The following is a 24,745-nucleotide window of genomic DNA, read 5'->3' as shown; positions in this document are numbered from 1 at the left end:
GGCCGTTACTATGTAGGATACGATGGTGTGCGGCAACCAAAACCGGCAAACGGGAATCCATACTCAGCAGCTTTAAAGGAAGCACAAGCTTATAATAGGATTCATTTGTCAAAAAAAAGAATTTATAGGATGTTAATTTTTGAAGGTTTTAATAGTGACACTGCACAATATGCTATCAATCATTTGCAAGCAGACTATAAGGCGAATGCCTTAGCTACAGCAAGGGATTATAGAAAATATAATAAAATATCGAAATTGGAAATACATAGACGGCTAGTCTCGCCTTATGATGGAGGATTTACAGAAGAAGAAGCTAATTATGCAATTCAAAAACTAGGGGATAAATAGTTATTAATTATTAGATGTAACTTTTTCATGCAAAGCTTTGCACAAATCTAATGATTTTGTTATACTATATCTGTAAGCATTTTCAATTAAAAAGGAGAAGACGATGAGTCAAAAGATTATTGGGATTGACCTTGGTGGAACTTCTATCAAATTTGCAATCTTGACAACAGCAGGAGAGATCCAAGAAAAATGGTCTATCAAGACCAACATTTTGGATGAGGGAAGTCATATCGTAGATGATATGATTGAGTCTATTCAACATCGTTTGGACTTGCTTGGATTGGCAGCAGCAGACTTCCAAGGTATTGGAATGGGATCACCTGGTGTGGTTGACCGTGAAAAAGGAACTGTTATTGGTGCCTACAACCTCAACTGGAAAACCCTTCAACCAATTAAAGAAAAGATTGAAAAAGCCTTGGGCATTCCATTTTTCATCGATAATGATGCCAACGTGGCCGCTCTCGGTGAGCGCTGGATGGGTGCTGGTGATAACCAACCAGATGTTGTCTTTATGACACTCGGTACTGGTGTTGGTGGCGGTATCGTTGCAGAAGGCAAATTGCTTCACGGTGTTGCTGGTGCAGCAGGTGAGCTTGGCCACATCACTGTTGACTTTGACCAACCAATCGCATGTACCTGTGGTAAGAAAGGCTGTCTTGAGACAGTCGCTTCTGCAACAGGGATTGTCAACTTGACTCGTCGCTATGCCGATGAATACGAAGGCGATGCAGCTTTGAAACGCTTGATTGATAATGGAGAAGAAGTAACCGCTAAGACTGTCTTTGATCTTGCAAAAGAAGGAGACGACCTTGCTTTGATCGTTTACCGTAACTTCTCACGTTACTTGGGAATCGCTTGTGCTAACATTGGTTCAATCCTAAACCCATCAACAATTGTTATCGGTGGTGGTGTGTCAGCTGCAGGAGAATTCCTTCTACAAGGTGTTCAAAAAGTCTACGATGAAAATACTTTCCCACAAGTACGCACATCAACAAAATTAGCTCTTGCAACTCTAGGAAATGACGCTGGAGTCATTGGAGCAGCATCACTTGTATTGCAATAAGATAGAAAAAGGAGAAAATTGCTTTCCAGAAGCGAGTGATTTTCCTCCTTTCTTTTTTTATGCTATACTAGTTAGGACAATAAATGAGGTGAGAGTAAATGACAAAAGCAGATACGATTTTTAAAGAAAATATTGAACGAATCCTCAAAGACGGTGTCTTTTCTGAGCAGGCCCGTCCTAAGTACAAGGATGGGACAGTTGCCAATTCCAAGTATGTAACGGGTGCCTTTGCCGAGTATGACTTGGCAAAGGGGGAATTCCCCATCACAACCTTGCGTCCTATTGCCATCAAATCCGCCATCAAGGAAGTGCTCTGGATCTACCAAGACCAGTCTAATAGCTTAGAAGTGCTAAATAGCAAGTACAATGTTCACTACTGGAATGACTGGGAGGTGGGAGATACGGGAACTATTGGTGAGCGTTACGGGGCAGTCGTTAAGAAACACGATATCATCAATAAGATCCTTAAACAGTTGGAAGCTAATCCTTGGAATCGTCGCAATATCATTTCGCTCTGGGATTACCAAGCTTTTGAGGAGACAGAGGGCCTCCTCCCATGTGCCTTTCAGACCATGTTTGATGTCCGCCGTGTAGACGGAGAAATCTATCTGGATGCGACCTTGACTCAGCGTTCGAATGATATGCTGGTGGCCCACCATATCAATGCTATGCAGTATGTGGCTCTTCAAATGATGATTGCCAAGCATTTTGGCTGGAAGGTTGGTAAGTTCTTCTACTTTATCAACAACCTCCATATCTATGATAATCAATTTGAACAAGCTCAGGAATTGCTCCGTCGTGAGCCATCAAACTGCCAACCACGTTTGGTCTTGAATGTGCCAGATAAGACTAATTTCTTTGATATCAAAGCAGAGGACTTTGAGTTGGTGGATTATGACCCTGTCAAGCCGCAGTTGAAGTTTGACCTAGCTATTTAAAAGAATAGAAAAAAGAAGTTGAGAAAATAAATCCCAACTTCTTTTGTTTTTTAACGTGATACGCGGCGACGAGCTGCTTTTTTACGGTTTTCTTCGATGAAAGCTGCTTTTTGCTCTTCTGGTTCGATCACTTTCTTTTTAAATGCGTATACTGCACCTGCGACGGCAGCGACAGTTCCTGCGACACCTGTTACAAGACCTTTAGCAAATCCTTTAGCCATGAGTCTTCCTCCTTTATATTCTCAATCAGCCAGCCCCCTTAAGAGGTCACATTTTTCTGACTGACCTTTTTGTGTTATAATAATAGTAACGAAAAAATGGGAATTTTTCAAGGAAAAAAGATGAAAACAAAAATAATTGTGATTGTTGGACCGACTGCTGTTGGAAAAACAGCCCTTGCCATTGAAGTGGCCAAGCGTTTTAATGGCGAAGTGGTTAGTGGAGATAGCCAACAAGTCTATCGAGGACTTGATATTGGGACGGCTAAGGCTAGTTCAGAAGAGCAGGCAGCTGTTCCTCATCATTTAATCGATGTTAGAGAGGTAACCGAGTCTTACTCGGCTTTTGATTTTGTTTCAGAAGCTAAGATGGCTATTGAGAATATTCACAGCCGTAGCAAGCTTGCCATTATCGCTGGTGGAACAGGGCTTTACATACAGAGTCTACTAGAAGGATATCATCTCGGTGGAGAGATACCACATGAGGAAATTTTAGCTTATCGAGCTAGTTTAGAATCTTTTTCAGATGAGGAGTTAGCCCATCTGGTAGAGCAAGCAGGTCTTGAAATTCCCCAGTTTAATCGTCGTCGTGCTATGCGTGCCTTGGAAATTGCCCATTTTGGTCAGGATTTGGAAAATCAAGAGACCTTGTATGAACCGCTGATTATCTGCTTGGACGATGAGCGCAGTCAGCTTTATGAGCGTATCAATCGCCGAGTAGATCTAATGTTTGAGGCTGGGCTTTTGGATGAAGCTAAGTGGCTTTTTGACCATTACCCTGATGTGCAGGCTGCTAAAGGAATTGGCTACAAGGAACTCTTTCCTTATTTCCGTGGAGAGCAAACCTTGGAGGAAGCTAGTGAGAGTCTCAAACAGGCGACTCGTCGTTTTGCCAAGCGTCAGTTGACCTGGTTCCGTAATCGCATGCAGGTCACCTTTTATCAGATTGGAGAAACTGGTGTGCAAGACCGAATTTTAAGCCAGATAGAGGAGTTTTTAGATGATTGAAACGGAGAAAAAAGAGGAACGGGTCCTGCTCATTGGTGTAGAATTGCAGGGCATGGACAATTTTGATCTCTCTATGGAAGAATTGGCCAGTCTAGCTAAGACAGCTGGGGCAGTCGTTGTAGATAGTTACAGACAAAAACGTGAAAAATATGATTCCAAGACCTTCGTCGGCTCTGGTAAGTTAGAAGAGATTGCGCTTATGGTAGATGCAGAAGAAATTACCACTGTCATCGTCAATAACCGCTTGACTCCACGGCAGAATGTCAATCTAGAGGAAGTTCTGGGTGTCAAGGTTATTGACCGTATGCAGTTGATTTTGGATATCTTTGCCATGCGGGCTCGAAGCCATGAAGGGAAGCTCCAAGTTCACCTAGCCCAGCTCAAATACCTCTTGCCTCGTTTGGTTGGTCAGGGGATTATGCTCAGTCGTCAGGCAGGGGGAATTGGTTCCCGTGGACCTGGTGAAAGCCAGCTGGAGCTGAACCGTCGTAGCGTTCGCAATCAAATCACGGATATCGAGCGTCAGCTCAAGGTGGTTGAGAAAAATCGTGCAACAGTCAGAGAAAAACGTCTGGAGTCTAGCACCTTTAAGATTGGTTTGATTGGTTATACCAATGCCGGGAAATCAACCATCATGAACACCTTGACCAGTAAGACCCAGTATGAGGCTGACGAGCTATTTGCGACTCTAGATGCGACGACTAAGAGTATCCATCTTGGGGGCAATCTACAGGTGACTTTAACTGATACGGTTGGTTTTATCCAAGATTTGCCGACAGAGTTGGTGTCCAGTTTTAAGTCAACCTTGGAAGAAAGCAAGCATGTGGATCTTCTGGTTCATGTCATTGATGCCAGCAATCCTTACCACGAAGAGCATGAAAAAACAGTCTTGTCCATCATGAAAGACTTGGAAATGGAGGATATTCCTCGCCTGACCCTTTATAATAAAGCGGATTTGGTCGAAGATTTTACGCCTACCCAAACTCCTTATGCCCTCATTTCTGCCAAGTCTGAGGATAGTCGCGAGAACTTGCAGGCACTATTTTTAGAGAAAATCAAGAATATTTTTGAATCCTTTACTCTGCGCGTGCCTTTTTCTAAGTCCTACAAGATTCATGATTTGGAAAGTGTTGCGATTCTGGAAGAACGTGACTATCAAGAGGATGGCGAAGTCATTACAGGCTACATTTCTGAGAAAAACAAATGGAGGTTAGAAGAATTTTATGACTGATATCAAAACCTTGGCTCTAAAATATGGAGGCTATACAAGTCTGGACAAGGTCTATCTGGATCAGCTTCTAGCTGGCAAGACAGAGCAGGAGCAGTTGGCACTTATCACACCTCCGCCCAGCGTGGTCAATGCTTACTTTGCAGAACTTTACCAAAAAAAGAGTCCTGAGGCAGCGACGGATTATTTTGCGGAACTCAGTCAGGAACTGAATCTTTACAATACTGAGCCGAGTTTCACACTCGAAAACAAGCCTTTTATTCGTCTTAATCTGTCTGGTAAATCCTTTGGTTTTTGCTATGAGAGTGAGGGTCTTGGTCGAATTTTCTCTGAGAATGAAGAGAAGATTTCGGATGACTTACTCTTTGAAATTGCACAAATTTTTCCCCATCAGCTAGTCTTTGAGGAGTCTGGCAAGATTTACATGAAGGCTGTCGAGGACGAGGAAGTTGTTAGCGTGGAAAATCTTACAGCTTTGACAGATTTGGAAAGCTTGGCTGACGGTCGTAAGCGTCTCAAAGGCTACAGCCAAGAGGAGTTATTACAAGAAGCCACAGCTTTTTCTGGCAAGCGCTATTTCCGATCGGAAAACCGCACAGCCATGTTATATATTGATTAATTAGAAAGTATCGAATGGATATTCAATTTTTAGGAACGGGGGCTGGTCAGCCCTCTAAAGCCCGCAACGTTTCAAGTCTCGCTCTGAAATTATTGGATGAGATTAACGAAGTCTGGCTATTTGACTGTGGAGAAGGAACGCAAAATCGCATTCTGGAAACCACAATTCGACCACGTAAGGTCAGCAAAATTTTTATCACCCACCTGCATGGAGACCACATTTTTGGCTTACCAGGTTTCCTTTCTAGTCGAGCCTTTCAGGCTAATGAAGAGCAGACGGATTTGGAAATCTATGGACCTCAAGGGATCAAGTCCTTTGTCTTAACCAGCCTTCGTGTGTCAGGTTCGCGCCTGCCTTACCGTATTCATTTTCATGAGTTTGACCAAGATTCTTTAGGAAAAATCCTTGAGACCGATAAATTCACAGTGTATGCAGAGGAGTTGGACCACACTATTTTCTGCGTTGGCTATCGTGTCATGCAAAAGGACCTAGAAGGTACCTTAGATGCTGAAAAGCTCAAGGCTGCTGGTGTCCCATTTGGCCCACTTTTTGGGAAAATCAAAAACGGCCAGGATGTTGTTTTGGAAGACGGTACTGAAATCAAGGCAGCAGACTATATCTCAGCTCCACGTCCAGGTAAAATTATCACTATTTTAGGAGACACTCGAAAAACGGATGCCAGTGTGCGTCTGGCTGTCAATGCCGATGTCCTTATCCATGAATCGACTTATGGCAAGGGTGATGAAAAAATTGCTCGTAACCATGGCCACTCTACTAATATGCAAGCGGCACAAGTAGCGGTAGAAGCAGGAGCCAAACGCCTCTTGCTCAACCATATCAGTGCCCGTTTTCTCTCAAAAGATATCAGCAAGCTCAAAAAAGACGCTGCTAGTGTTTTTGAAAATGTCCATGTGGTCAAAGACTTGGAAGAAGTGGAAATCTAAAAGCTTGGGAAAGGATAAGTATGCCTACTATTCTCATTACAGGTGCTAGCGGTGGCCTAGCTCAAGAAATGGTCAAACTCTTGCCAAATGACCAACTCATCTTACTTGGTCGAAATAAGGAAAAATTAGTCCAACTCTACGGAAACCATCCCTATGCAGAATTGATTGAAATCGATATTACCGATGATTCAGCCTTAGAAACTCTGCTAGCAGACCTTCATCTCCGCTATGACGAGATTGATGTTTTGGTAAACAACGCTGGTTACGGGATTTTTGAGGAATTTGACCAGATTTCCGACCAAGATATTCATCAGATGTTCGAGGTCAATACCTTTGCCCTAATGAATCTGTCTCGTCGCCTTGCGGCTCGAATGAAGGAAAGTCGAAAAGGCCATATCATCAATATTGTTAGCATGGCAGGTTTGATCGCTACTGGTAAGTCTAGTCTCTACTCTGCTACCAAGTTTGCGGCCATTGGTTTTTCAAATGCCTTACGCCTCGAACTGATGCCTTATGGTATTTACGTAACGACTGTCAATCCAGGACCAATCCGCACAGGATTTTTCGACCAAGCCGACCCAGATGGAAGCTATCTCAAGTCGGTTGAACGCTTCCTGTTGAAACCAGATGCAGTGGCTAAAAAGATTGTCAAGATTATAGGAAAAAACAAACGAGAACTCAATCTCCCGATGTTGTTGAACCTAGCCCATAAGTTTTATACTCTTTTTCCAAAGCTAGCTGATAAGCTGGCAGGGGAAACTTTTAATTATAAATAGTAGAAGTTCCTTTTAAAGGGACTTTTTTACTTCTTTTAATTTAAAGGTTAATAAGTATTTTTTCTTTTAAAACTACATTCAGTTTTTTTAAAATTCTTCTACAAATTTTAGAAAAAACAATCAAAAATATTATTTTATATGCTAGAGTATTGAAAATTCCTATATTATTTAATAAAATAAGGGTAAAAGACTATTAAAAGTATGCGCTTACATAAAAATGAAAGCGATTACTAAAAGGAGGATTTTATGGAAAAAAGCCATTGGAATCGGAAAAGAGTCTATAGCATTCGTAAATTTGCTGTAGGAGCTTGCTCAGTAATGATTGGAACTTGTGCAGTTCTATTCGCAGGAAATATAGCTGGAGAATCTGTAGTTAATGCGGATGAAACACCTATTACTCGTACTGCTGAGAAACCTAAAGAGGAAAAACCGATAGTAGAAGAAAAGGTTGATCAAGCTTTGGAAACTAAAAATATAGTTGAAAGTACAGCACAAAAACAACCTAGTGCCACTGAGTCTATTTCATCTGAGAAGAAAGAAGATGAAGCAGTGACTCCAAAAGAGGAAAAAGCATCTTCAAAATCTGAAGAAAAAGCTTCAAAGATAGAATCACAAGCTTCAAGTCAAGAAAAACCGCTCAAGGAAGATGTTAAAGCTGTGACAAATGAAGAAGTCAACCAAATGATTGAAGACAGAAAAGTGAATTTTAACCAAAATTGGCACTTTAAACTCAATGCAAATTCTAAGGAAGCCATTAAACCGGATGCAGATGTATCTACGTGGAAAAAATTAGATTTACCGCATGACTGGAGTATCTTTAATGATTTTGATCATGAATCTCCTGCACAAAATGAAGGTGGACAGCTTAACGGTGGGGAAGCTTGGTATCGCAAGACTTTCAAACTAGATGAAAAAGATCTCAAGAAAAATGTTCGCCTCACTTTTGATGGCGTCTACATGGATTCTCAAGTTTATGTCAATGGTCAGTTAGTGGGTCATTACCCAAATGGTTATAACCAATTTTCATATGACATCACTAACTATTTGAACAAAGATGGACGTGAGAATGTAATTGCTGTTCATGCAGTCAACAAACAACCAAGCAGCCGTTGGTATTCAGGTAGCGGTATTTACCGTGATGTGACTTTACAAGTGACAGATAAAGTTCATGTTGAGAAAAATGGGACAACCATCTTAACACCAAAACTTGAACAACAGCAACACGGCAAGGTTGAAACTCATGTGACCAGCAAAATTATCAATACGGACGACAAAGACCATCAACTTGTAGCAGAATATCAAATCGTTGAACGTGGTGGTCAGGCTGTGACAGGTCTAGTACGTACAGAGAGCCGTACCTTGAAAGCACATGAAGTAACTAGTCTTGATGCGATTTTAGAAGTTGAAAGACCAAAACTCTGGACGGTTTTAAATGACAAACCGGCCTTGTATGAATTAGTTACACGTGTTTACCGGGACGGTCAATTAGTTGATGCTAAGAAAGATCTGTTTGGTTACCGATATTATAACTGGACTCCAAATGAGGGCTTCTCTTTGAATGGTGAACGCATTAAATTCCATGGAGTTTCCTTGCACCATGACCACGGAGCGCTTGGAGCAGAAGAAAACTACAAGGCTGAGTACCGTAGACTGAAACAGATGAAGGAAATGGGGGTGAATTCGATTCGTACGACTCACAACCCAGCAAGTCCTCAGACTTTACAGATTGCAGCTGAACTTGGCTTACTTGTTCAAGAAGAGGCCTTTGATACTTGGTATGGTGGAAAGAAACCTTATGACTACGGACGTTTCTTTGAAAAAGATGCTACCCATCCTGAGGCTAAAAAAGGTGAAAAATGGTCCGACTACGATTTACGTACTATGGTAGAGAGAGACAAAAATAATCCTGCTGTTTTTATGTGGTCAATCGGAAATGAAATCGGTGAAGCAAATGGGGATCCTCATTCTCTAGCGACTGTTAAACGTCTAGTCAAAGTTATCAAGGATGTTGATAAAACTCGTTATGTTACCATGGGAGCAGATAAGTTCCGTTTCGGTAATGGTAGCGGTGGGCATGAAAAAATTGCTGATGAACTCGATGCTGTTGGATTTAACTACTCTGAAGATAATTACAAAGCCCTTAGAGCTAAGCATCCAAACTGGTTGATTTATGGGTCAGAAACATCTTCAGCAACGCGTACAAGAGGAAGTTACTTCCACCCAGAGCGTGAGTGGGTACAAAGTAATCAGTCATGGCGTAACTATGAACAGTCAGATTATGGAAATGACCGTGTTGGTTGGGGTAAAACGGCAACTGCTTCATGGACATTTGACCGTGACAATGCTGGCTATGCTGGTCAATTCATTTGGACAGGTACGGACTATATCGGTGAACCAACTCCATGGCACAACCAAAACAACACGCCAGTTAAAAGCTCTTACTTTGGTATCGTAGATACTGCAGGTATTCCAAAAAATGATTTTTATCTTTACCAAAGTCAATGGGTTTCTGCCAAGAAAAAACCAATGGTTCACCTTCTTCCTCACTGGAACTGGGAAAACAAAGAGTTGATAGACAATGTAGCAGACGCGGAAAATAAAATCCCTGTACGTGCTTATTCTAATGCTGCAAGTGTAGAATTGTTCTTGAATGGAAAATCTCTCGGTCTTAAGACTTTCAACAAAAAACAAACTAGCGATGGACGAACTTACCAAGAAGGTGCTAATGCTAATGAACTTTATCTTGAATGGAAAGTTGCTTATCAACCAGGTACCTTGGAAGCAATTGCTCGTGATGAAGCTGGTAAAGAAATTGCACGTGACAAGATTACGACTGCTGGTAAGCCAGCGGCTGTTCGTCTTATCAAAGAAGATCATGCAATCGCAGCAGATGGAAAAGACTTGACATACATCTACTATGAAATTGTTGACAGTCAAGGGAATGTAGTACCAACTGCCAATAATCTGGTTCGCTTCCAATTGCACGGACAAGGCCAACTTGTCGGTGTCGATAACGGGGAACAAGCCAGCCGTGAACGCTATAAGGCGCAAGCAGATGGTTCTTGGATTCGTAAAGCATTTAATGGTAAAGGTGTTGCCATTGTCAAATCAACTGAACAAGCAGGTAAATTCACACTGACAGCCCATTCAGATCTCTTGAAATCTAGTCAAGTAACTGTCTTTACTGGTAAAAAAGAAGGACAAGAAAAAACTGTTTTAGGGACAGAAGTAGCAAGAGTTCGTACATTAATTGGTAAAGATCCAAAAATGCCGAAAACAGTAGGTTTTGTATACAGCGATGGTAGTCGTGAAAAACTTCCAGTAACTTGGTCTCAAGTCGATGTTAGTCAAGCAGGAGTTGTGACTGCTAAAGGTACAGCAAATGGACGTGAGGTAGAGGCTCGTGTTGAGGTTCTAGCAATTGCGAAAGAATTACCAACAGTTAAACGTGTTGCTCCAGGAGCAGATTTGAACACTGTAGATAAATATGTGTCAATACTTGTAACCGATGGAAGTGTACAAGAGTACGAAGTAGATAGCTGGGAGATTGCGGAAGCAGATAAAGCCAAACTTTCAGTAGCAGGATCACGTATTCAAATGACTGGTCAGTTAGCTGGAGAAACTATTCATGCAACCCTTGTGGTAGAAGAAGGAAAAGTTGCAGCACCTGTAGTGCCAACTGTTACTGTTGGTGGTGAGGCAGTAACAGGGCTTACTAGTCAACAACCAATGCAATACCGCACTCTTGCTTATGGTGCCCAATTGCCAGAAGTCATAGCAAGTGCTGAAAATGCTGATGTTACAGTTCTTCAAGCAAGCGCAGCAAACGGCATGCGTGCGAGCATCTTTGTTCAGTCTAAAGATGGTGGCCCTCTTCAAACCTATGCAATTCAATTCCTAGAAGAAGCACCAAAAATTGCTCACTTGAGCTTGCAAGTGGAACAAGCTGACGGTCTCAAAGAAGACCAAACAGTCAACTTGTCGGTTCGAGCTCATTATCAAGATGGAACGCAAGCTGTATTACCAGCTGATAAGGTGAGCTTCTCTACAAGTGGTGAAGGGGAAGTTGCAGTCCGAAAAGGAATGCTTGAGTTGCATAAACCAGGAGCACTTACTCTGAAAGCTGAATATGAGGGTGCTACAGGTCAAATCAATCTCACTATACAAGCCAATACTGAGAAGAAGATTGCGCAATCCATCCGTCCTGTAAATGTAGTGACAGATTTACACCAAGAACCTACTCTTCCATCAACAGTAACGGTTGAGTATGACAAAGGTTTCCCTAAAGCTCACAAAGTCACTTGGCAAGCTATTCCGAAAGAAAAACTAGACCACTATCAAAGCTTTGAAGTGTTAGGTAAAGTTGAAGGCATTGACCTTGAAGCGCGTGCTAAAGTATCTGTAGAAGGCATCGTTTCAGTTGAAGAAGTTAGTGTGACAACTCCAATCGCAGAAGCACCACAATTACCAGAAAGCGTTCGTACATATGATTCAAATGGTCACGTTTCATCAGCTAAGGTTGCATGGGATGCGATTCGTCCAGAGCAATACGCTAAGGAAGGTGTCTTTACAGTTAATGGTCGCTTAGAAGGTACTCAATTAACAACTAAACTTCATGTTCGCGTATCTGCTCAAACTGAGCAAGGTGCAAACATTTCTGACCAATGGACCGGTTCAGAATTGCCACTTGCCTTTGCTTCAGATTCAAATCCAACCGACCCTGTTTCAAATGTCAACGATAAATTGATTTCCTTTAATGACCGACCAGCCAATCGTTGGACAAACTGGAATCGTAGTAATCCAGAAGCTTCAGTCGGTGTTCTGTTCGGAGATTCCGGTATCTTGAGCAAACGCTCCGTTGATAATCTAAGTGTCGGATTCCACGAAGACCATGGAGTCGGTGCACCGAAATCTTATGTGATAGAGTATTATGTTGGTAAGACTGTTCCAACAGCTCCTAAGAATCCTAGCTTTGTCGGTAATGAAAACCATGTCTTTAATGATCCTGCTAATTGGAAACAAGTGACTAATCTAAAAGCTCCAGAACAACTCAAGGCTGGAGAAATGAATCACTTTAGCTTTGATAAAGTTGAAACCTATGCTGTTCGCATTCGCATGGTTAAAGCAGATAACAAGCGTGGAACGTCTATCACAGAAGTACAAATCTTTGCGAAACAAGTTGCGGCAGCCAAACAAGGACAAACAAGAATACAAGTTGACGGCAAAGACTTAGCAAACTTCAACCCTGATTTGACAGACTACTACCTTGAGTCTGTAGATGGAAAAGTTCCCGCAGTCACAGCAAGTGTTAGCAACAATGGTCTCGCAACCGTCGTTCCAAGTGTTCGTGAAGGTGAGCCAGTTCGTGTCATCGCGAAAGCTGAAAATGGCGACATCTTAGGAGAATACCGTCTGCACTTCACTAAGGATAAAGACTTACTTTCTCGTAAACCAGTTGCTGCAGTTAAACAAGCTCGCTTGTTGCAACTAGACCAACCACTTGAATTGCCAACTAAGGTTCCGGTTTACTTCACAGGTAAAGACGGCTACGAAACAAAAGACCTGACAGTTGAATGGGAAGAAGTTCCAGCAGAAAATCTGACAAAAGCAGGTCAATTTACTGTTCGAGGTCGTGTCCTTGGTAGCAATCTTACTGCAGAGTTCACTGTACGAGTGACAGATAAACTTGGTGAGGCTCTTTCAGATAACCCTAACTATGATGAAAACAGTAACCAGGCCTTTGCTTCAGCAACTAATGATATTGACGACAGTTCTCATGACCGTGTAGACTATATCAATGATAGAGATCACTCTGAAAATCGTCGTTGGACAAACTGGTCTGCAAGACCGTCTACCAATCCAGAAGTATCAGCAGGCGTCATCTTCCGTGAAAATGGTAAGATTGTAGAGCGGACTGTTGCGCAAGCCAAACTTCACTTCTTTGCAGATAGTGGTACAGATGCACCATCTAAACTTGTTTTGGAACGTTATATTGGCCCAGACTTTGAAGTGCCGACCTACTATTCAAACTACCAAGCATACGAATCAGGCCATCCATTTAACAATCCAGAAAATTGGGAAGCTGTTCCTTATCGTGTGGATAAAGACATTGCAGCTGGTGATGAAATCAACGTAACATTTAAAGCTGTCAAAGCTAAAGCCATGAGATGGCGTATGGAGCGTAAAGCAGATAAGAGCGGTGTTGCGATGATTGAGATGACCTTCCTTGCACCAAGCGAATTGCCTCAAGAAAGTACTCAATCGAAGATTCTTGTAGATGGAAAAGAACTTGCTGATTTCGCTGAAAATCGTCAAGATTATCAAATTACCTATAAAGGTCAACGTCCAAAAGTCTCAGTTGAAGAAACCAATCAAGTAGCTTCAACAGTTGTAGATAGTGGAGAAGACAGCCTTCCAGTACTTGTTCGCCTCGTTTCAGAAAGTGGAAAACAAGTTAAGGAATACCGTATCCAGTTGACTAAGGAAAAACCAGTTTCTGAGAAGACAGTTGCTGCTGTACAGGAGGAACTTCCAAAACTTGAATTTGTTGAAAACGATTTGGCCTACAAGACAGTTGAGAAAAAAGATTCAACACTTTATCTAGGTGAGACTCGTGTAGAACAAGAAGGAAAAGTTGGTAAGGAACGTATCTTTACAGCAATTAATTCTGATGGAAGTAAGGAAGAAAAACTCCATGAAGTGGTAGAGGCACCGACAGACCGCATCGTCTTGGTTGGAACGAAACCAGGCACCGCCCTTCCAGAAGATGAAGTGAAGAATCTTGTCCTCAACAGACCAGAACTTGTAATCGAAGAAGAAACCATTGACTTCAAGGTTCAGGAGCGTAAGTCTGATAAGTTGTATCTAGGTGAAACCCGTGTCCTCCAAGAAGGAAAACAAGGCGTCCGTGTTCACTTGATTGAAGTGGAAAATGGAAAACGTCAGCTTAAAGAAACTTACGATAAAGTTGCGGCACAAGATCGTATCGTGGAAGTTGGAACCAAACCAGGCACCTCTCTTCCAGAAGACGAAGTGAAAAATCTTGTGCTTAACAGACCAGAACTTGTAATTGAAGAAGAAACAATCGATTTCAAAGTTCAGGAACAAAAGAACGATAAACTTCCAGTAGGTCAAACTCGAGTCCTCCAAGAAGGAAGACAAGGAGTCCGTGTTCACTTAATCGAGGTTGAAAATGGTAAGCGAACTGAAAAGGATAGCTATGATAAAGTTATGGCTCAGGATCGCATCATAGAAGTCGGTACAGCTGGTGAAACAACGAAACCAGTACAGCCGGTAGATACAAAACCACAAGTGTCAGAAAAAGCAGAAACAAAACCAATTGCTCCAAGTGAAGCTAGTCAAACTAATAAAGCCCAGTTACCAAATACAGGTAGTGTGACAAGCCAAGAAACAGTAGCAGCAGGTTTAGCTCTACTCTGTTTGAGTGCAGGATTAGTAGCCACTAAAGGTAAAAAAGAAGACTAGAAATTTTGATACTTTCGTTATCATTAAAGAGTGGAGAGAAACTCTTGTCTTAGATAGAAGATAAATCCCTTGGAATATAAGTTTCTAAGGGATTTTCTTTGTATAAAATTGTATAGTGTTATTATCTACCTTATTTTGTAGAGAAAGCAAAAATCCCTAGAAAATGTTTAGGGATTCAATTATTTCATTAAGAACAATTCAACAATCATCTCGATATACATGACAAGGGTTAATAAGAATCCTGCACGCCAGAAAAATTTGATGAATTTAGGATAGTAAAAGCTACGTTTTTTCAAAAGGAAGAAAAAAACGAGAATAATGGCTAGGAGAGAGAGGGCTAGGCCTAGTCTAGGGAGGAAATTATGGGTAAAGGTTTTAGCTGTAATCAAGTAATACTCAAATACCAAGACTGGAAAAGCCAAATCCGCAAAGTTTCGTCCTAGTTTTTTTAATCTAAAAAGTTTGGTTATGATAATGCAGACTACTAAGGTCAGTATCAATAATAAAATAGATGCTAATTTCATTAAAATCATATCCATATTGTATCATAAAAAATCGCTAATGGAAACGAGAAACAGAGGAATTTATAGGAAAGTCAGGCTTTTGAGATTGTGGTTGTTTTTTGTTATAATGAAAGTTATGAAATCTTATAACACCTTGAATGATTATTATCGAAAACTCTTTGGAGAAAAGACCTTTAAAGTCCCTATTGATGCGGGATTTGACTGTCCCAATCGTGATGGAACTGTGGCTCATGGGGGCTGTACTTTTTGTACGGTTTCCGGTTCTGGAGATGCCATTGTGGCACCAGATGCGCCTATTCGTGAGCAATTTTATAAGGAAATTGACTTTATGCACCGCAAGTGGCCAGATGTTCAGAAGTATCTGGTTTATTTTCAGAATTTTACCAATACCCATGAAAAGGTGGAAATCATTCGGGAACGCTATGAGCAGGCCATCAATGAGCCAGGTGTAGTAGGAATCAATATCGGAACACGGCCAGACTGTTTACCAGACGAAACCATCGAATATTTGGCTGAGTTGTCGGAGCGCATGCATGTGACGGTTGAATTGGGCTTGCAGACTACTTATGAAGCAACCTCTGACCTGATTAACCGTGCCCATTCCTATGAATTGTACGTGGAAACGGTCAAGCGTTTGAGGAAATATCCAAAAATTGAGATTGTTTCCCATTTGATCAATGGTTTGCCTGGTGAAACCCATGAGATGATGATTGAAAATGTCCGCCGCTGTGTTACGGATAACGATATTCAAGGAATTAAACTGCACTTGCTTCACCTCATGACAAATACACGTATGCAACGGGATTACCATGAGGGACGCTTACAACTGATGAGTCAGGACGAATATGTTAAGGTCATCTGTGACCAACTGGAAATCATTCCCAAACATATCGTCATCCATCGAATCACGGGAGATGCACCTAGAGATATGCTGATTGGGCCGATGTGGAGCCTCAATAAATGGGAAGTTCTAAATGCTATTGAAACTGAAATGAGACGTCGTGGAAGCGTTCAAGGATGCAAGGCTGTAAAACAGGAGTTTGAAAATGAAAAGACCACTTGAGATGGCACATGATTTTTTAGCTGAGGTTGTAACTCAGGATGATATCGTAGTGGATGCAACCATGGGAAATGGTCATGACACGCTTTTTCTAGCCAAGCTAGCTAAGCAAGTCTATGCCTTTGATATTCAGGAGCAAGCCTTGGAAAAGACGCAAGAGCGTTTGAACCAAGCTGGCCTGACAAATGCCCAGTTAATCTTGCAAGGCCATGAGACACTGGACCAGTTTGTGACAGAAGCCAAGGCAGGAATTTTCAATCTGGGCTATCTGCCGTCAGCTGATAAGTCAGTCATTACCCAACCTCAGACAACGATTGAAGCCTTAGAAAAGCTGTGTCATTTGCTTGTCAAAGGGGGACGGATTGCCATCATGATCTACTATGGACATGAAGGAGGCGACCTCGAGAGGGATGCTGTCTTGGATTTTGTCAGTCAGTTGAACCAACAAGAGTACACAGCTGCCATTTACCGAACTTTAAACCAAGTCAACAACCCACCATTTTTAGTGATGATTGAAAAATTAGAGAGATATAGACATGGATAAACAATACCTACGTGAAAAGCTGGATGCCATGCGCCAGAATTTTGTTGAATCAACCCACCACGAACGAGCGGTGGGGGTGTTAGATCAAGCACATATGAGCAAAAAAATGCTTAAAATCAAGAAAAAATTAGTTGCTCTTGAAATGGAACGGTGCCAGAGAAAAATTGAGCACAAGGATTGTTCCAAGATTGACCAAAAAATCAAAGAGCAGAAGGAGATATTTGAATCTTGTTGTAAAAAAGATTAAGGAGGACGTGCGTGGAATTACTGATTTACCTCATCCTATTTTTACTGGTCTTGATTGTCTCAAGTACAACCAATAAGCTCCTGCCCTTTTTACCTCTCCCTTTGGTGCAAATTCTTTTGGGAATCGTGATTGGTCTCTTTTTACCCAATACCGACTTTCACCTCAATACAGAGTTGTTTTTGGCTCTGGTTATCGGGCCCTTGCTTTTCCGAGAGTCGGAGGAAGCAGATATTACGGCTATTTTAAAACACTGGCGAATCATTGTTTATCTCATATTTCCAGTGATTTTCATCTCGACCCTGAGTTTGGGTGGCTTGGCCCATTTTCTTTGGCTCAGTCTTCCCTTGGCGGCTTGCTTGGCTGTTGGGGCAGCCCTTGGCCCTACGGACTTGGTGGCCTTTGCCTCTCTTTCGGAGCGCTTTAGCTTTCCTAAGCGCGTGTCCAATATCCTTAAGGGTGAAGGACTTTTGAATGATGCATCAGGTTTGGTTGCCTTTCAGGTAGCTTTGACAGCTTGGACAACTGGAGCCTTTTCCCTTGGGCAAGCAAGTAGTTCGCTCATCTTTTCAATCCTAGGCGGTTTTTTGATTGGCTTTTTAACAGCCATGACTAACCGTTTCCTCCATAGCTTCTTGCTAAGTGTGAGAGCAACGGATATTGCTAGTGAGCTCCTTCTGGAATTGAGTTTGCCTCTGGTGACCTTCTTCCTGGCAGAAGAAGTCCACGTTTCAGGGATTATTGCCGTTGTAGTTGCTGGGATTTTAAAGGCAAGCCGATTTAAGAAAATTACGCTCCTCGAAGCCCAAGTGGATACGGTGACCGAGACGGTTTGGCATACAGTGAATTTTATGCTGAACGGTTCTGTCTTTGTGATTTTAGGGATGGAGTTGGAAATGATAGCAGAGCCTATCTTGACCAATCCAATCTATAATCCCTTACTGTTATTTGTATCTCTTATAGCCCTTACCTTTGTCCTCTTTGCTATTCGTTTTGTCATGATTTATGGCTATTATGCCTATAGGACTAGACGTCTCAAGAAAAAGCTAAATAAGTATATGAAGGACATGCTTCTTTTGACCTTTTCAGGTGTCAAGGGAACGGTGTCGATTGCTACGATTCTTCTGATACCAAGTAATCTAGAGCAGGAGTATCCTCTCTTACTTTTCCTTGTCGCAGGTGTGACGCTGGTAAGCTTTTTAACAGGTCTCTTGGTCTTGCCTCATCTTTCTGATGAACAGGAAGAAAGCAAGGATTATCTCATGCATATCGCTATTTTGAATGAAGTAACGCTAGAGTTGGAAAAAGAGTTGGAAGATACCAGAAATAAGCTCCCTCTCTATGCAGCCATTGACAATTATCATGGACGTATTGAAAATCTCATACTGAGTCAAGAAAATAAGGGGGCTCAAGAAGACTGGGAGGCCTTAAAACTTCTCATCCTCAGTATTGAAAGTGATGGTTTAGAACAGGCTTACGAAGAAGGCAAGATGAGTGAGCGTGCCTATCGAGTTTACCAACGTTATTTGAAAAACATGGAACAAAGTATAAATCGCAAGTTTGCTTCACGTTTGACCTATTATTTCCTTGTTTCCTTGCGGATTTTACGTTTTCTCCTTCACGAAGTCTTTACCTTTGGCAAGACCTTCCGCAGTTGGAAAAATGAAGAATCACAGAAACTCAGAGCCCTTGACTATGACCAAATTGCAGAGCTCTATCTAGAAAATACAGAGATGATTATCGAAAGTTTGGAAAACCTTAAAGGGGTTTATAAGAGTTCTTTAATCAGTTTCATGCAGGATTCTCGTCTCCGAGAAACAGCTATCATCACCAGTGGTGCCTTTGTCGAACGGGTTATCAATCGCGTCAAGCCCAACAATATCGATGAAATGCTGAGAGGCTATTATCTGGAGCGCAAGTTGATTTTCGAATATGAAGAAAAACGATTGATTACGACCAAGTATGCCAAGAAGTTACGACAAAATGTGAATAACTTAGAGAACTATTCCTTGAAGGAAGCTGCCAATACCCTGCCTTATGATATGGTGGAATTGGTAAGAAGAAATTAGTTAATGCTCTTCGAAAATCTCTTCAAACTACGTCAGCGTCGCCTTACCGTAGGTATGGTTACTGACTTCGTCAGTTTCATCTACAACCTCAAAGCAGTGCTTTGAGCAACCTGCGGTTAGCTTCCTAGTTTGCTCTTTGATTTTCATTGAGTATAAGATTATAAGTGAAGGAGTGTGACATGAAAAAGTGCTGGAAAGAGCTGATAGACAAGCCTTTAGTAAAAGCTTTTTTGCATTATTATCAAGCATCAGATAGTGAGTTGACCAGTGTCGCAGTAGCCTACTATTGGTTGATTTCGATTTTTCCCCTGCTTTTGGTGGTGGTTAATATCCTCCCTTATTTTCAGATTCCAGTTTCAAATTTTTTAAAGGTTGTCAATGAATTCTTGCCCGATACCATGTATGATGTGGTCGCAAAAATTATTACAGAAGTACTGACCCAACCGTCAACAGGCTTATTGAGTTTTGCGGTTTTGTCAGCCCTCTGGACCTTTTCAAAATCCATGAATTTCCTACAGAAAGCCTTTAATAAAGCTTACGGAGTAGCTAAGAGTAGAGGTTTAATTTATCAGCAATTGATGAGTTTACTAGTCAGTTTTGGCTTGCAGATTCTCTTTGCCTTAGCTCTGTTTTTGAGTGTCTTTGGTCGCATGCTTCTCAACCTTATCAAAAGTTACTGGAAATCGGATAGTCCTATTTTTGCTTATCTGCAAGACCTGACAGGCCCCTTGGTCTATGCCTTGATTTTTGCAATCTTGGTCATGCTTTATTATTTCCTGCCTAATGTTAAGGTGCGACGAATTCGACATGTATTGCCAGGTAGTGCCTTTGTCTTGTTGACTCTGGCCTTACTGCTCAATATCTTTTCAGTCTATATTAACAATTATGTCAATCACCTAGTGGACGTCCGTTTTTTCAGTTCCGTCGTCGTGGTGGTCATGATGTTCTGGTTTATTCTTATCGCTAAGATTTTAATTGTCGGTGCGGTTATCAATGCCAGTGTCCAGAGTTTGAAAGATCCGAGCTTTAGAATAAATTAACTCATTTTTTATCCATTACAAAACGCATATTATCAGGCTTTATAAAACCTTGATAATATGCGCTTTTTTGATTGTGAAAATTAATAGATAAACATGGCATCGCCAAAACTAAAGAAGCGATAGTGTTCTTGAATGGCATGGTGGTAGGCATCTAAGACTAATTCACGACCTGCAAAGGCAGAAACCAACATAACCAGAGTTGATTTTGGCAGGTGGAAGTTGGTTGAGAAGGCATCTACGACCTTCCACTCATATCCAGGTTTAATAAAGATATTGGTCCAGCCAGAATCTGCTTGGATTTGCCCATCAAACTTGGAACCAATGGTCTCCAAGGTGCGGATAGAAGTGGTTCCGACAGCGATGACACGACCACCATTTTCCTTAACAGAGCGAAGGGTGGCAGCAGCTTCCTCAGAAAGTTGATAGAATTCTGAGTGCATTTCGTGTTCGTCTAGATTATCCACAGAAACGGGTCTAAAGGTTCCGAGCCCGACATGAAGAGTCAGATAGACCAGATGAACACCCTTAGCTTGGATTTCTGCCAGCAGTTCTTTGGTGAAGTGAAGACCAGCAGTCGGTGCTGCAGCAGAGCCACTTTCTTTAGCGTAGACCGTTTGATAGCGTTCACGGTCATCCAGTTTTTCATGGATATAAGGCGGTAGCGGCATTTCACCCAGACTTTCTAAGACTTCTAGGAAAATTCCTTGGTATTCAAAGCGGACAATGCGGCCCCCGTGAGTCAATTCTTCCGTAACAACAGCGCTGAGACGGCCATCACCAAATCTAACACGAGTGCCAACCTTGAGGCGTTTGGCAGGTTTAGCCAGAACTTCCCACTCATCTCCGGCAGTATTTTTGAGCAGGAGAAGTTCCACATGACCTCCAGTTTCTTCCTTTTGACCATAGAGACGGGCAGGGAGAACGCGGGTATCGTTCATAACGAGGGCATCACCAGGTTCCAGCATATCAATAATAGAGTGGAAGTGTTTATCCTGCATTTCTCCCGTCTCACGGTTGACAACGAGGAGTTTAGAGGCATCCCGTTTTTCGAGGGGCGTTTGGGCAATCAATTCCTCGGGTAAGTGGAAATCAAAATCAGCTGTATTCATATATCTGTTCATTCTTTCTAAGTTCTAATCTTATCCATTATAACATGTTTCAAGTATAGTCGCTCTTTTTTTAGAAATTAAATCGTTTTCACTTGACAAAAATTGGTCTATACCATATAATAAATATAGATTGAAACGGAGGATAAAAAGATGAAAGTTATTAAAGTTGAAAACCAAATCGAAGGTGGAAAAGTTGCTTTTGAGATTTTGAAGGAAAAATTAGCCAATGGCGCTCAAACCCTAGGACTTGCGACAGGAAGTAGCCCGCTTGAATTTTACAAGGAAATTGTTGAGAGTGACCTTGATTTTTCAGATCTAACCAGTGTCAACCTTGATGAGTATGTAGGCCTTGATGGGGACAACCCACAGTCTTACCGTTACTTCATGCAAGAAAACTTGTTCAACCAAAAACCATTTAAAGAAAGTTTTTTGCCACGTGGTGTTAAGGATCATGCTGAAGCTGAAGTTGAACGCTACAACCAAATTTTGGCTGACCATCCAGTTGACCTTCAAATCTTGGGAATCGGTCGCAATGGACATATCGGATTTAATGAACCTGGTACTCCATTTGACAGTCAAACGCATCTAGTAGAGCTTGATCAGTCTACTATTGAAGCCAATGCGCGCTTTTTTGACAAGATTGAAGACGTCCCAACCCAAGCCATTTCAATGGGGATTAAAAATATCTTGGATGCCAAGTCAATCCTTCTCTTTGCTTATGGTGAGTCGAAAGCAGAAGCCATTGCAGGAACAGTGTCTGGTCCAGTGACTGAGAACTTACCAGCAAGTAGCCTACAAAACCACCCAGATGTGACCATTATTGCAGATGCTGAAGCGCTCAGCTTACTTGAAAAATAAAAAAATGAACTCTTTCAGTTTCTCTATTTAATTGATGCTTTCAAGACTTGTATAAATGGCAAAAAAATCAAAATTAAACCGGATTTTTTCTTGACAATTATTACTTTTACGTGTAAAATAGAATAGATCTTGAACTTGAAGGGAGTGAAAAAAATGTCTAAAACAGTAGTACGTAAGAATGAATCTCTTGACGACGCACTTCGTCGTTTCAAACGTGCGGTTACTAAAGCTGGTACTCTTCAAGAAACACGCAAACGTGAATTCTATGAAAAACCTTCTGTAAAACGTAAACGTAAATCAGAAGCAGCTCGTAAACGTAAAAAATTCTAATTAGAAATGAAAGGCTGGAGAAATCTAGTCTTTTTTCTTTTAATACTCTTCGAAAATCAAATTCAAACCATGTCAACGTCGCCTTGCCGTACTCAAGTACAGCCTGCGGCTAGTTTCCTAGTTTGCTCTTTGATTTTCATTGAGTATAAATAAATACTTCAAAGCCTGCAAAAATCTCAAATATCCTCCTACAATTTGATATAATAGAAAGAAGAACTCATTTGAAGGAGGAAATGATGTCGGTTTTAGTAAAAGAAGTGATTGAAAAGCTTAGACTAGACATTGTCTATGGCGAACCAGAATTACTCGAAAAAGAAATTAATACCGCGGACATTACGCGACCTGGTCTTGAAATGACAGGCTATTTTGACTACTACACTCCAGAGCGAATCCAGCTCTTGGGAATGAAGGAGTGGTCCTATCTCGTTTCGATGTCCTCTCACAACCGTTACCAAGTCTTGAAAAAAATGTTTCTACCTGAGACACCTGCGGTTATTGTTGCCCGTGGTTTGGTGGTTCCGGAGGAAATGTTAAAGGCAGCCAGAGAATGTAAGATTGCCATTTTAACCAGTCGTACAGCAACCAGTCGTTTATCTGGGGAGTTATCTAGTTATCTGGATTCTCGTTTGGCAGAACGGACCAGTGTGCACGGTGTCTTGATGGATATCTATGGAATGGGTGTCTTGATTCAAGGTGATAGTGGCATCGGTAAGAGTGAGACAGGTCTGGAGCTTGTCAAACGTGGTCACCGCTTGGTAGCCGATGATCGTGTCGATATCTTTGCCAAGGATGAGATTACTCTTTGGGGTGAACCGGCTGAAATCTTGAGACACCTGATTGAAATTCGTGGGGTTGGGATTATCGATGTCATGAGCCTCTACGGTGCGAGTGCCGTCAAGGATTCTTCACAAGTCCAGTTGGCTGTTTATTTGGAAAATTACGATACACATAAAACTTTTGATCGTCTTGGAAACAATGCAGAGGAACTTGAAATTTCTGGCGTAGCCATTCCTCGTATCCGTATTCCAGTTAAAACAGGTCGTAACATCTCTGTCGTGATTGAGGCTGCTGCCATGAATTATCGTGCCAAGGAAATGGGCTTTGATGCGACGCGTTTGTTCGAAGAACGCTTGACAAATCTCATTGCTCAAAACGAGGTGCCTAATGCTTGATCCAATTGCTATTCATCTAGGGCCTCTAGCTATTCGATGGTATGCCTTGTGTATAGTGACAGGCTTGATTCTTGCGGTTTATTTGACCATGAAAGAAGCGCCTAGAAAGAAGATCATACCAGACGATATTTTAGATTTTATCTTGGTAGCCTTTCCCTTGGCTATTTTAGGAGCTCGTCTCTACTATGTTATTTTCCGTTTTGATTACTATAGTCAGAATTTAGGAGAGATTTTTGCCATTTGGAATGGTGGTTTGGCCATTTACGGTGGTTTGATAACTGGGGCTCTTGTCCTCTATATCTTTGCTGATCGTAAACTCATCAATACTTGGGATTTTCTAGATATTGCGGCACCTAGCGTCATGATTGCCCAAAGTCTAGGCCGCTGGGGTAATTTCTTTAACCAAGAAGCTTATGGTGCAGCAGTGGATAATCTGGATTATCTACCTGGCTTTATTCGTGACCAGATGTATATTGAGGGGAGCTACCGTCAACCGACCTTCCTTTATGAATCTCTATGGAATCTACTTGGCTTTGCCTTGATTCTGATTTTTAGACGAAAATGGAAGAGCCTCAGACGAGGTCATATTACTGCTTTCTACTTGATTTGGTATGGTTTCGGTCGCATGGTCATCGAAGGTATGCGGACAGATAGCCTCATGTTCTTTGGACTTCGAGTATCTCAATGGCTTTCAGTTGTTCTTATCGGATTGGGTATTTTTATCATTCTTTATCAAAATCGTAAGAAGGCCCCTTACTATGTTACAGAGGAGGAAAATTAAATGTTAGAAGTTGCATATATTCTTGTAGCCCTTGCTTTGATTGTATTTTTAGTGTATTTAATCATTACTGTACAAAAGCTTGGACGTGTTATCGATGAAACAGAGAAGACGATTAAAACCTTAACTTCAGATGTAGATGTGACCTTGCATCATACCAATGAATTGCTGGCTAAGGTCAATGTCTTGGCAGATGATATCAATGTCAAGGTGGCAACGATTGATCCACTCTTTAGTGCTGTTGCAGATTTATCTCTATCTGTTTCAGATCTCAATGACCATGCGCGTGTATTGAGTAAGAAAGCTTCATCAGCTGGTTCAAAAACATTTAAGACTGGTGCAAGTTTGTCAGCTCTTCGTCTTGCAAGTAAATTTTTCAAAAAATAAAAA

Annotated in this window: 22 protein-coding genes; 19 read left to right on the top strand and 3 right to left on the bottom strand. The window is 41.5% G+C overall.

Annotation, left to right across the window (positions count from 1 at the left end; all coding sequences use genetic code 11):
* The 3 genes from D8855_RS08240 to D8855_RS08230 form a co-directional block, all read left to right on the top strand.
* A partial coding sequence (locus tag D8855_RS08240) for an Ltp family lipoprotein (protein WP_185757578.1) occupies positions 1-348 on the top strand: 348 nt, incomplete at its 5' end.
* 103 nt (positions 349-451) lie between these two features.
* Positions 452-1,411 carry an ROK family glucokinase gene (locus D8855_RS08235; protein WP_031227726.1) on the top strand — a complete coding sequence of 320 codons (960 nt, stop codon included), beginning with the start codon at positions 452-454 and terminating at the stop codon, positions 1,409-1,411.
* Positions 1,412-1,509: 98 nt separating this feature from the next.
* Positions 1,510-2,349 carry a thymidylate synthase gene (locus D8855_RS08230; protein ID WP_125409446.1) on the top strand — a complete coding sequence of 280 codons (840 nt, stop codon included), beginning with the start codon at positions 1,510-1,512 and terminating at the stop codon, positions 2,347-2,349.
* A 50-nt stretch (positions 2,350-2,399) separates the two neighbouring features.
* On the opposite strand, the gene D8855_RS08225 is transcribed toward D8855_RS08230, so the two are convergent.
* Positions 2,400-2,570 carry a DUF3042 family protein gene (locus D8855_RS08225; RefSeq protein ID WP_001051780.1) on the bottom strand — a complete coding sequence of 57 codons (171 nt, stop codon included), beginning with the start codon at positions 2,568-2,570 and terminating at the stop codon, positions 2,400-2,402.
* 120 nt (positions 2,571-2,690) lie between these two features.
* Between D8855_RS08225 and miaA the strand changes: the two genes are divergently transcribed.
* From miaA to bgaA, 6 genes are all read left to right on the top strand, one after another.
* The gene (gene miaA / locus D8855_RS08220) at positions 2,691-3,575 is read left to right on the top strand and encodes a tRNA (adenosine(37)-N6)-dimethylallyltransferase MiaA (RefSeq protein WP_125409444.1); all 885 of its coding nucleotides are present in this window, start codon (positions 2,691-2,693) and stop codon (positions 3,573-3,575) included.
* The gene (gene hflX / locus D8855_RS08215; protein ID WP_042750923.1) at positions 3,568-4,806 is read left to right on the top strand and encodes a GTPase HflX; all 1,239 of its coding nucleotides are present in this window, start codon (positions 3,568-3,570) and stop codon (positions 4,804-4,806) included. Before miaA ends, hflX begins: the two co-directional genes overlap by 8 nt.
* Positions 4,799-5,422 (top strand): cystathionine beta-lyase, encoded by a 624-nt coding sequence (locus tag D8855_RS08210; protein ID WP_049551824.1) that lies wholly within the window; start codon positions 4,799-4,801, stop codon positions 5,420-5,422. The genes hflX and D8855_RS08210 overlap by 8 nt, the downstream gene beginning before the upstream one ends.
* Before the next feature lie 14 nt (positions 5,423-5,436).
* Positions 5,437-6,366: a ribonuclease Z gene (gene rnz, locus D8855_RS08205; protein WP_125409442.1), complete on the top strand. Its 930-nt coding sequence runs from the start codon at positions 5,437-5,439 to the stop codon at positions 6,364-6,366.
* A gap of 20 nt (positions 6,367-6,386) precedes the next feature.
* Positions 6,387-7,142 carry an SDR family NAD(P)-dependent oxidoreductase gene (locus D8855_RS08200; protein ID WP_125409440.1) on the top strand — a complete coding sequence of 252 codons (756 nt, stop codon included), beginning with the start codon at positions 6,387-6,389 and terminating at the stop codon, positions 7,140-7,142.
* A gap of 246 nt (positions 7,143-7,388) precedes the next feature.
* Positions 7,389-14,627: an LPXTG-anchored adhesin/beta-galactosidase BgaA gene (bgaA, locus tag D8855_RS08195; RefSeq protein WP_125416910.1), complete on the top strand. Its 7,239-nt coding sequence runs from the start codon at positions 7,389-7,391 to the stop codon at positions 14,625-14,627.
* A gap of 179 nt (positions 14,628-14,806) precedes the next feature.
* Here bgaA and D8855_RS08190 read toward each other — a convergent pair whose 3' ends face one another.
* A complete protein-coding gene (locus D8855_RS08190; protein WP_004269933.1) occupies positions 14,807-15,166 on the bottom strand; it encodes a DUF3397 family protein in 360 nt (119 codons plus the stop codon).
* 91 nt (positions 15,167-15,257) lie between these two features.
* On the opposite strand from D8855_RS08190, the gene mnmL reads away from it, so the two are divergent.
* From mnmL to D8855_RS08165, 5 genes are all read left to right on the top strand, one after another.
* The gene (mnmL, locus tag D8855_RS08185; protein WP_049486757.1) at positions 15,258-16,214 is read left to right on the top strand and encodes a tRNA modification radical SAM protein MnmL/YtqA; all 957 of its coding nucleotides are present in this window, start codon (positions 15,258-15,260) and stop codon (positions 16,212-16,214) included.
* A complete protein-coding gene (gene mnmM / locus D8855_RS08180; protein ID WP_049486756.1) occupies positions 16,198-16,755 on the top strand; it encodes a tRNA 5-(aminomethyl)-2-thiouridylate-methyltransferase MnmM in 558 nt (185 codons plus the stop codon). Before mnmL ends, mnmM begins: the two co-directional genes overlap by 17 nt.
* On the top strand, positions 16,748-17,002 hold the full coding sequence (locus tag D8855_RS08175; RefSeq protein WP_000361085.1) for a hypothetical protein: 255 nt from the start codon (positions 16,748-16,750) through the stop codon (positions 17,000-17,002). Before mnmM ends, D8855_RS08175 begins: the two co-directional genes overlap by 8 nt.
* 11 nt (positions 17,003-17,013) lie before the next feature.
* Complete coding sequence (locus D8855_RS08170) at positions 17,014-19,068, top strand: cation:proton antiporter (protein ID WP_049486755.1); 2,055 nt, start codon at positions 17,014-17,016, stop codon at positions 19,066-19,068.
* Between the two features lie 179 nt (positions 19,069-19,247).
* Positions 19,248-20,108, top strand: a complete 861-nt coding sequence (locus D8855_RS08165; RefSeq protein WP_049486752.1) for a YihY/virulence factor BrkB family protein — start codon at positions 19,248-19,250, stop codon at positions 20,106-20,108.
* A gap of 80 nt (positions 20,109-20,188) precedes the next feature.
* On the opposite strand, the gene queA is transcribed toward D8855_RS08165, so the two are convergent.
* Positions 20,189-21,217 (bottom strand): tRNA preQ1(34) S-adenosylmethionine ribosyltransferase-isomerase QueA, encoded by a 1,029-nt coding sequence (gene queA / locus D8855_RS08160; protein ID WP_049486751.1) that lies wholly within the window; start codon positions 21,215-21,217, stop codon positions 20,189-20,191.
* 150 nt (positions 21,218-21,367) lie between these two features.
* Between queA and D8855_RS08155 the strand changes: the two genes are divergently transcribed.
* The 5 genes from D8855_RS08155 to D8855_RS08135 all read left to right on the top strand — a co-directional run bounded on the left by D8855_RS08155 (position 21,368) and on the right by D8855_RS08135 (position 24,742).
* Positions 21,368-22,075 (top strand): glucosamine-6-phosphate deaminase, encoded by a 708-nt coding sequence (locus D8855_RS08155; RefSeq protein WP_049486750.1) that lies wholly within the window; start codon positions 21,368-21,370, stop codon positions 22,073-22,075.
* Positions 22,076-22,228: 153 nt separating this feature from the next.
* Positions 22,229-22,405 (top strand): 30S ribosomal protein S21, encoded by a 177-nt coding sequence (gene rpsU / locus D8855_RS08150; RefSeq protein WP_000048054.1) that lies wholly within the window; start codon positions 22,229-22,231, stop codon positions 22,403-22,405.
* A 236-nt stretch (positions 22,406-22,641) separates the two neighbouring features.
* Entirely contained in the window at positions 22,642-23,577 is a 936-nt protein-coding gene (gene hprK / locus D8855_RS08145; protein WP_000115156.1) for an HPr(Ser) kinase/phosphatase, read from the top strand.
* Positions 23,570-24,358 (top strand): prolipoprotein diacylglyceryl transferase, encoded by a 789-nt coding sequence (gene lgt, locus D8855_RS08140; RefSeq protein WP_049487860.1) that lies wholly within the window; start codon positions 23,570-23,572, stop codon positions 24,356-24,358. The genes hprK and lgt overlap by 8 nt, the downstream gene beginning before the upstream one ends.
* Positions 24,359-24,742 carry a DUF948 domain-containing protein gene (locus D8855_RS08135; protein WP_042750944.1) on the top strand — a complete coding sequence of 128 codons (384 nt, stop codon included), beginning with the start codon at positions 24,359-24,361 and terminating at the stop codon, positions 24,740-24,742.
* The last annotated feature ends 3 nt before the right edge of the window (positions 24,743-24,745 follow it).

The sequence above is a fragment of the Streptococcus mitis genome, assembly GCF_003942685.1.
GTDB classification, from domain to species: Bacteria; Bacillota; Bacilli; order Lactobacillales; family Streptococcaceae; genus Streptococcus; species Streptococcus mitis_CD.
This window is presented reverse-complemented; position numbering and strand designations above follow the sequence as displayed.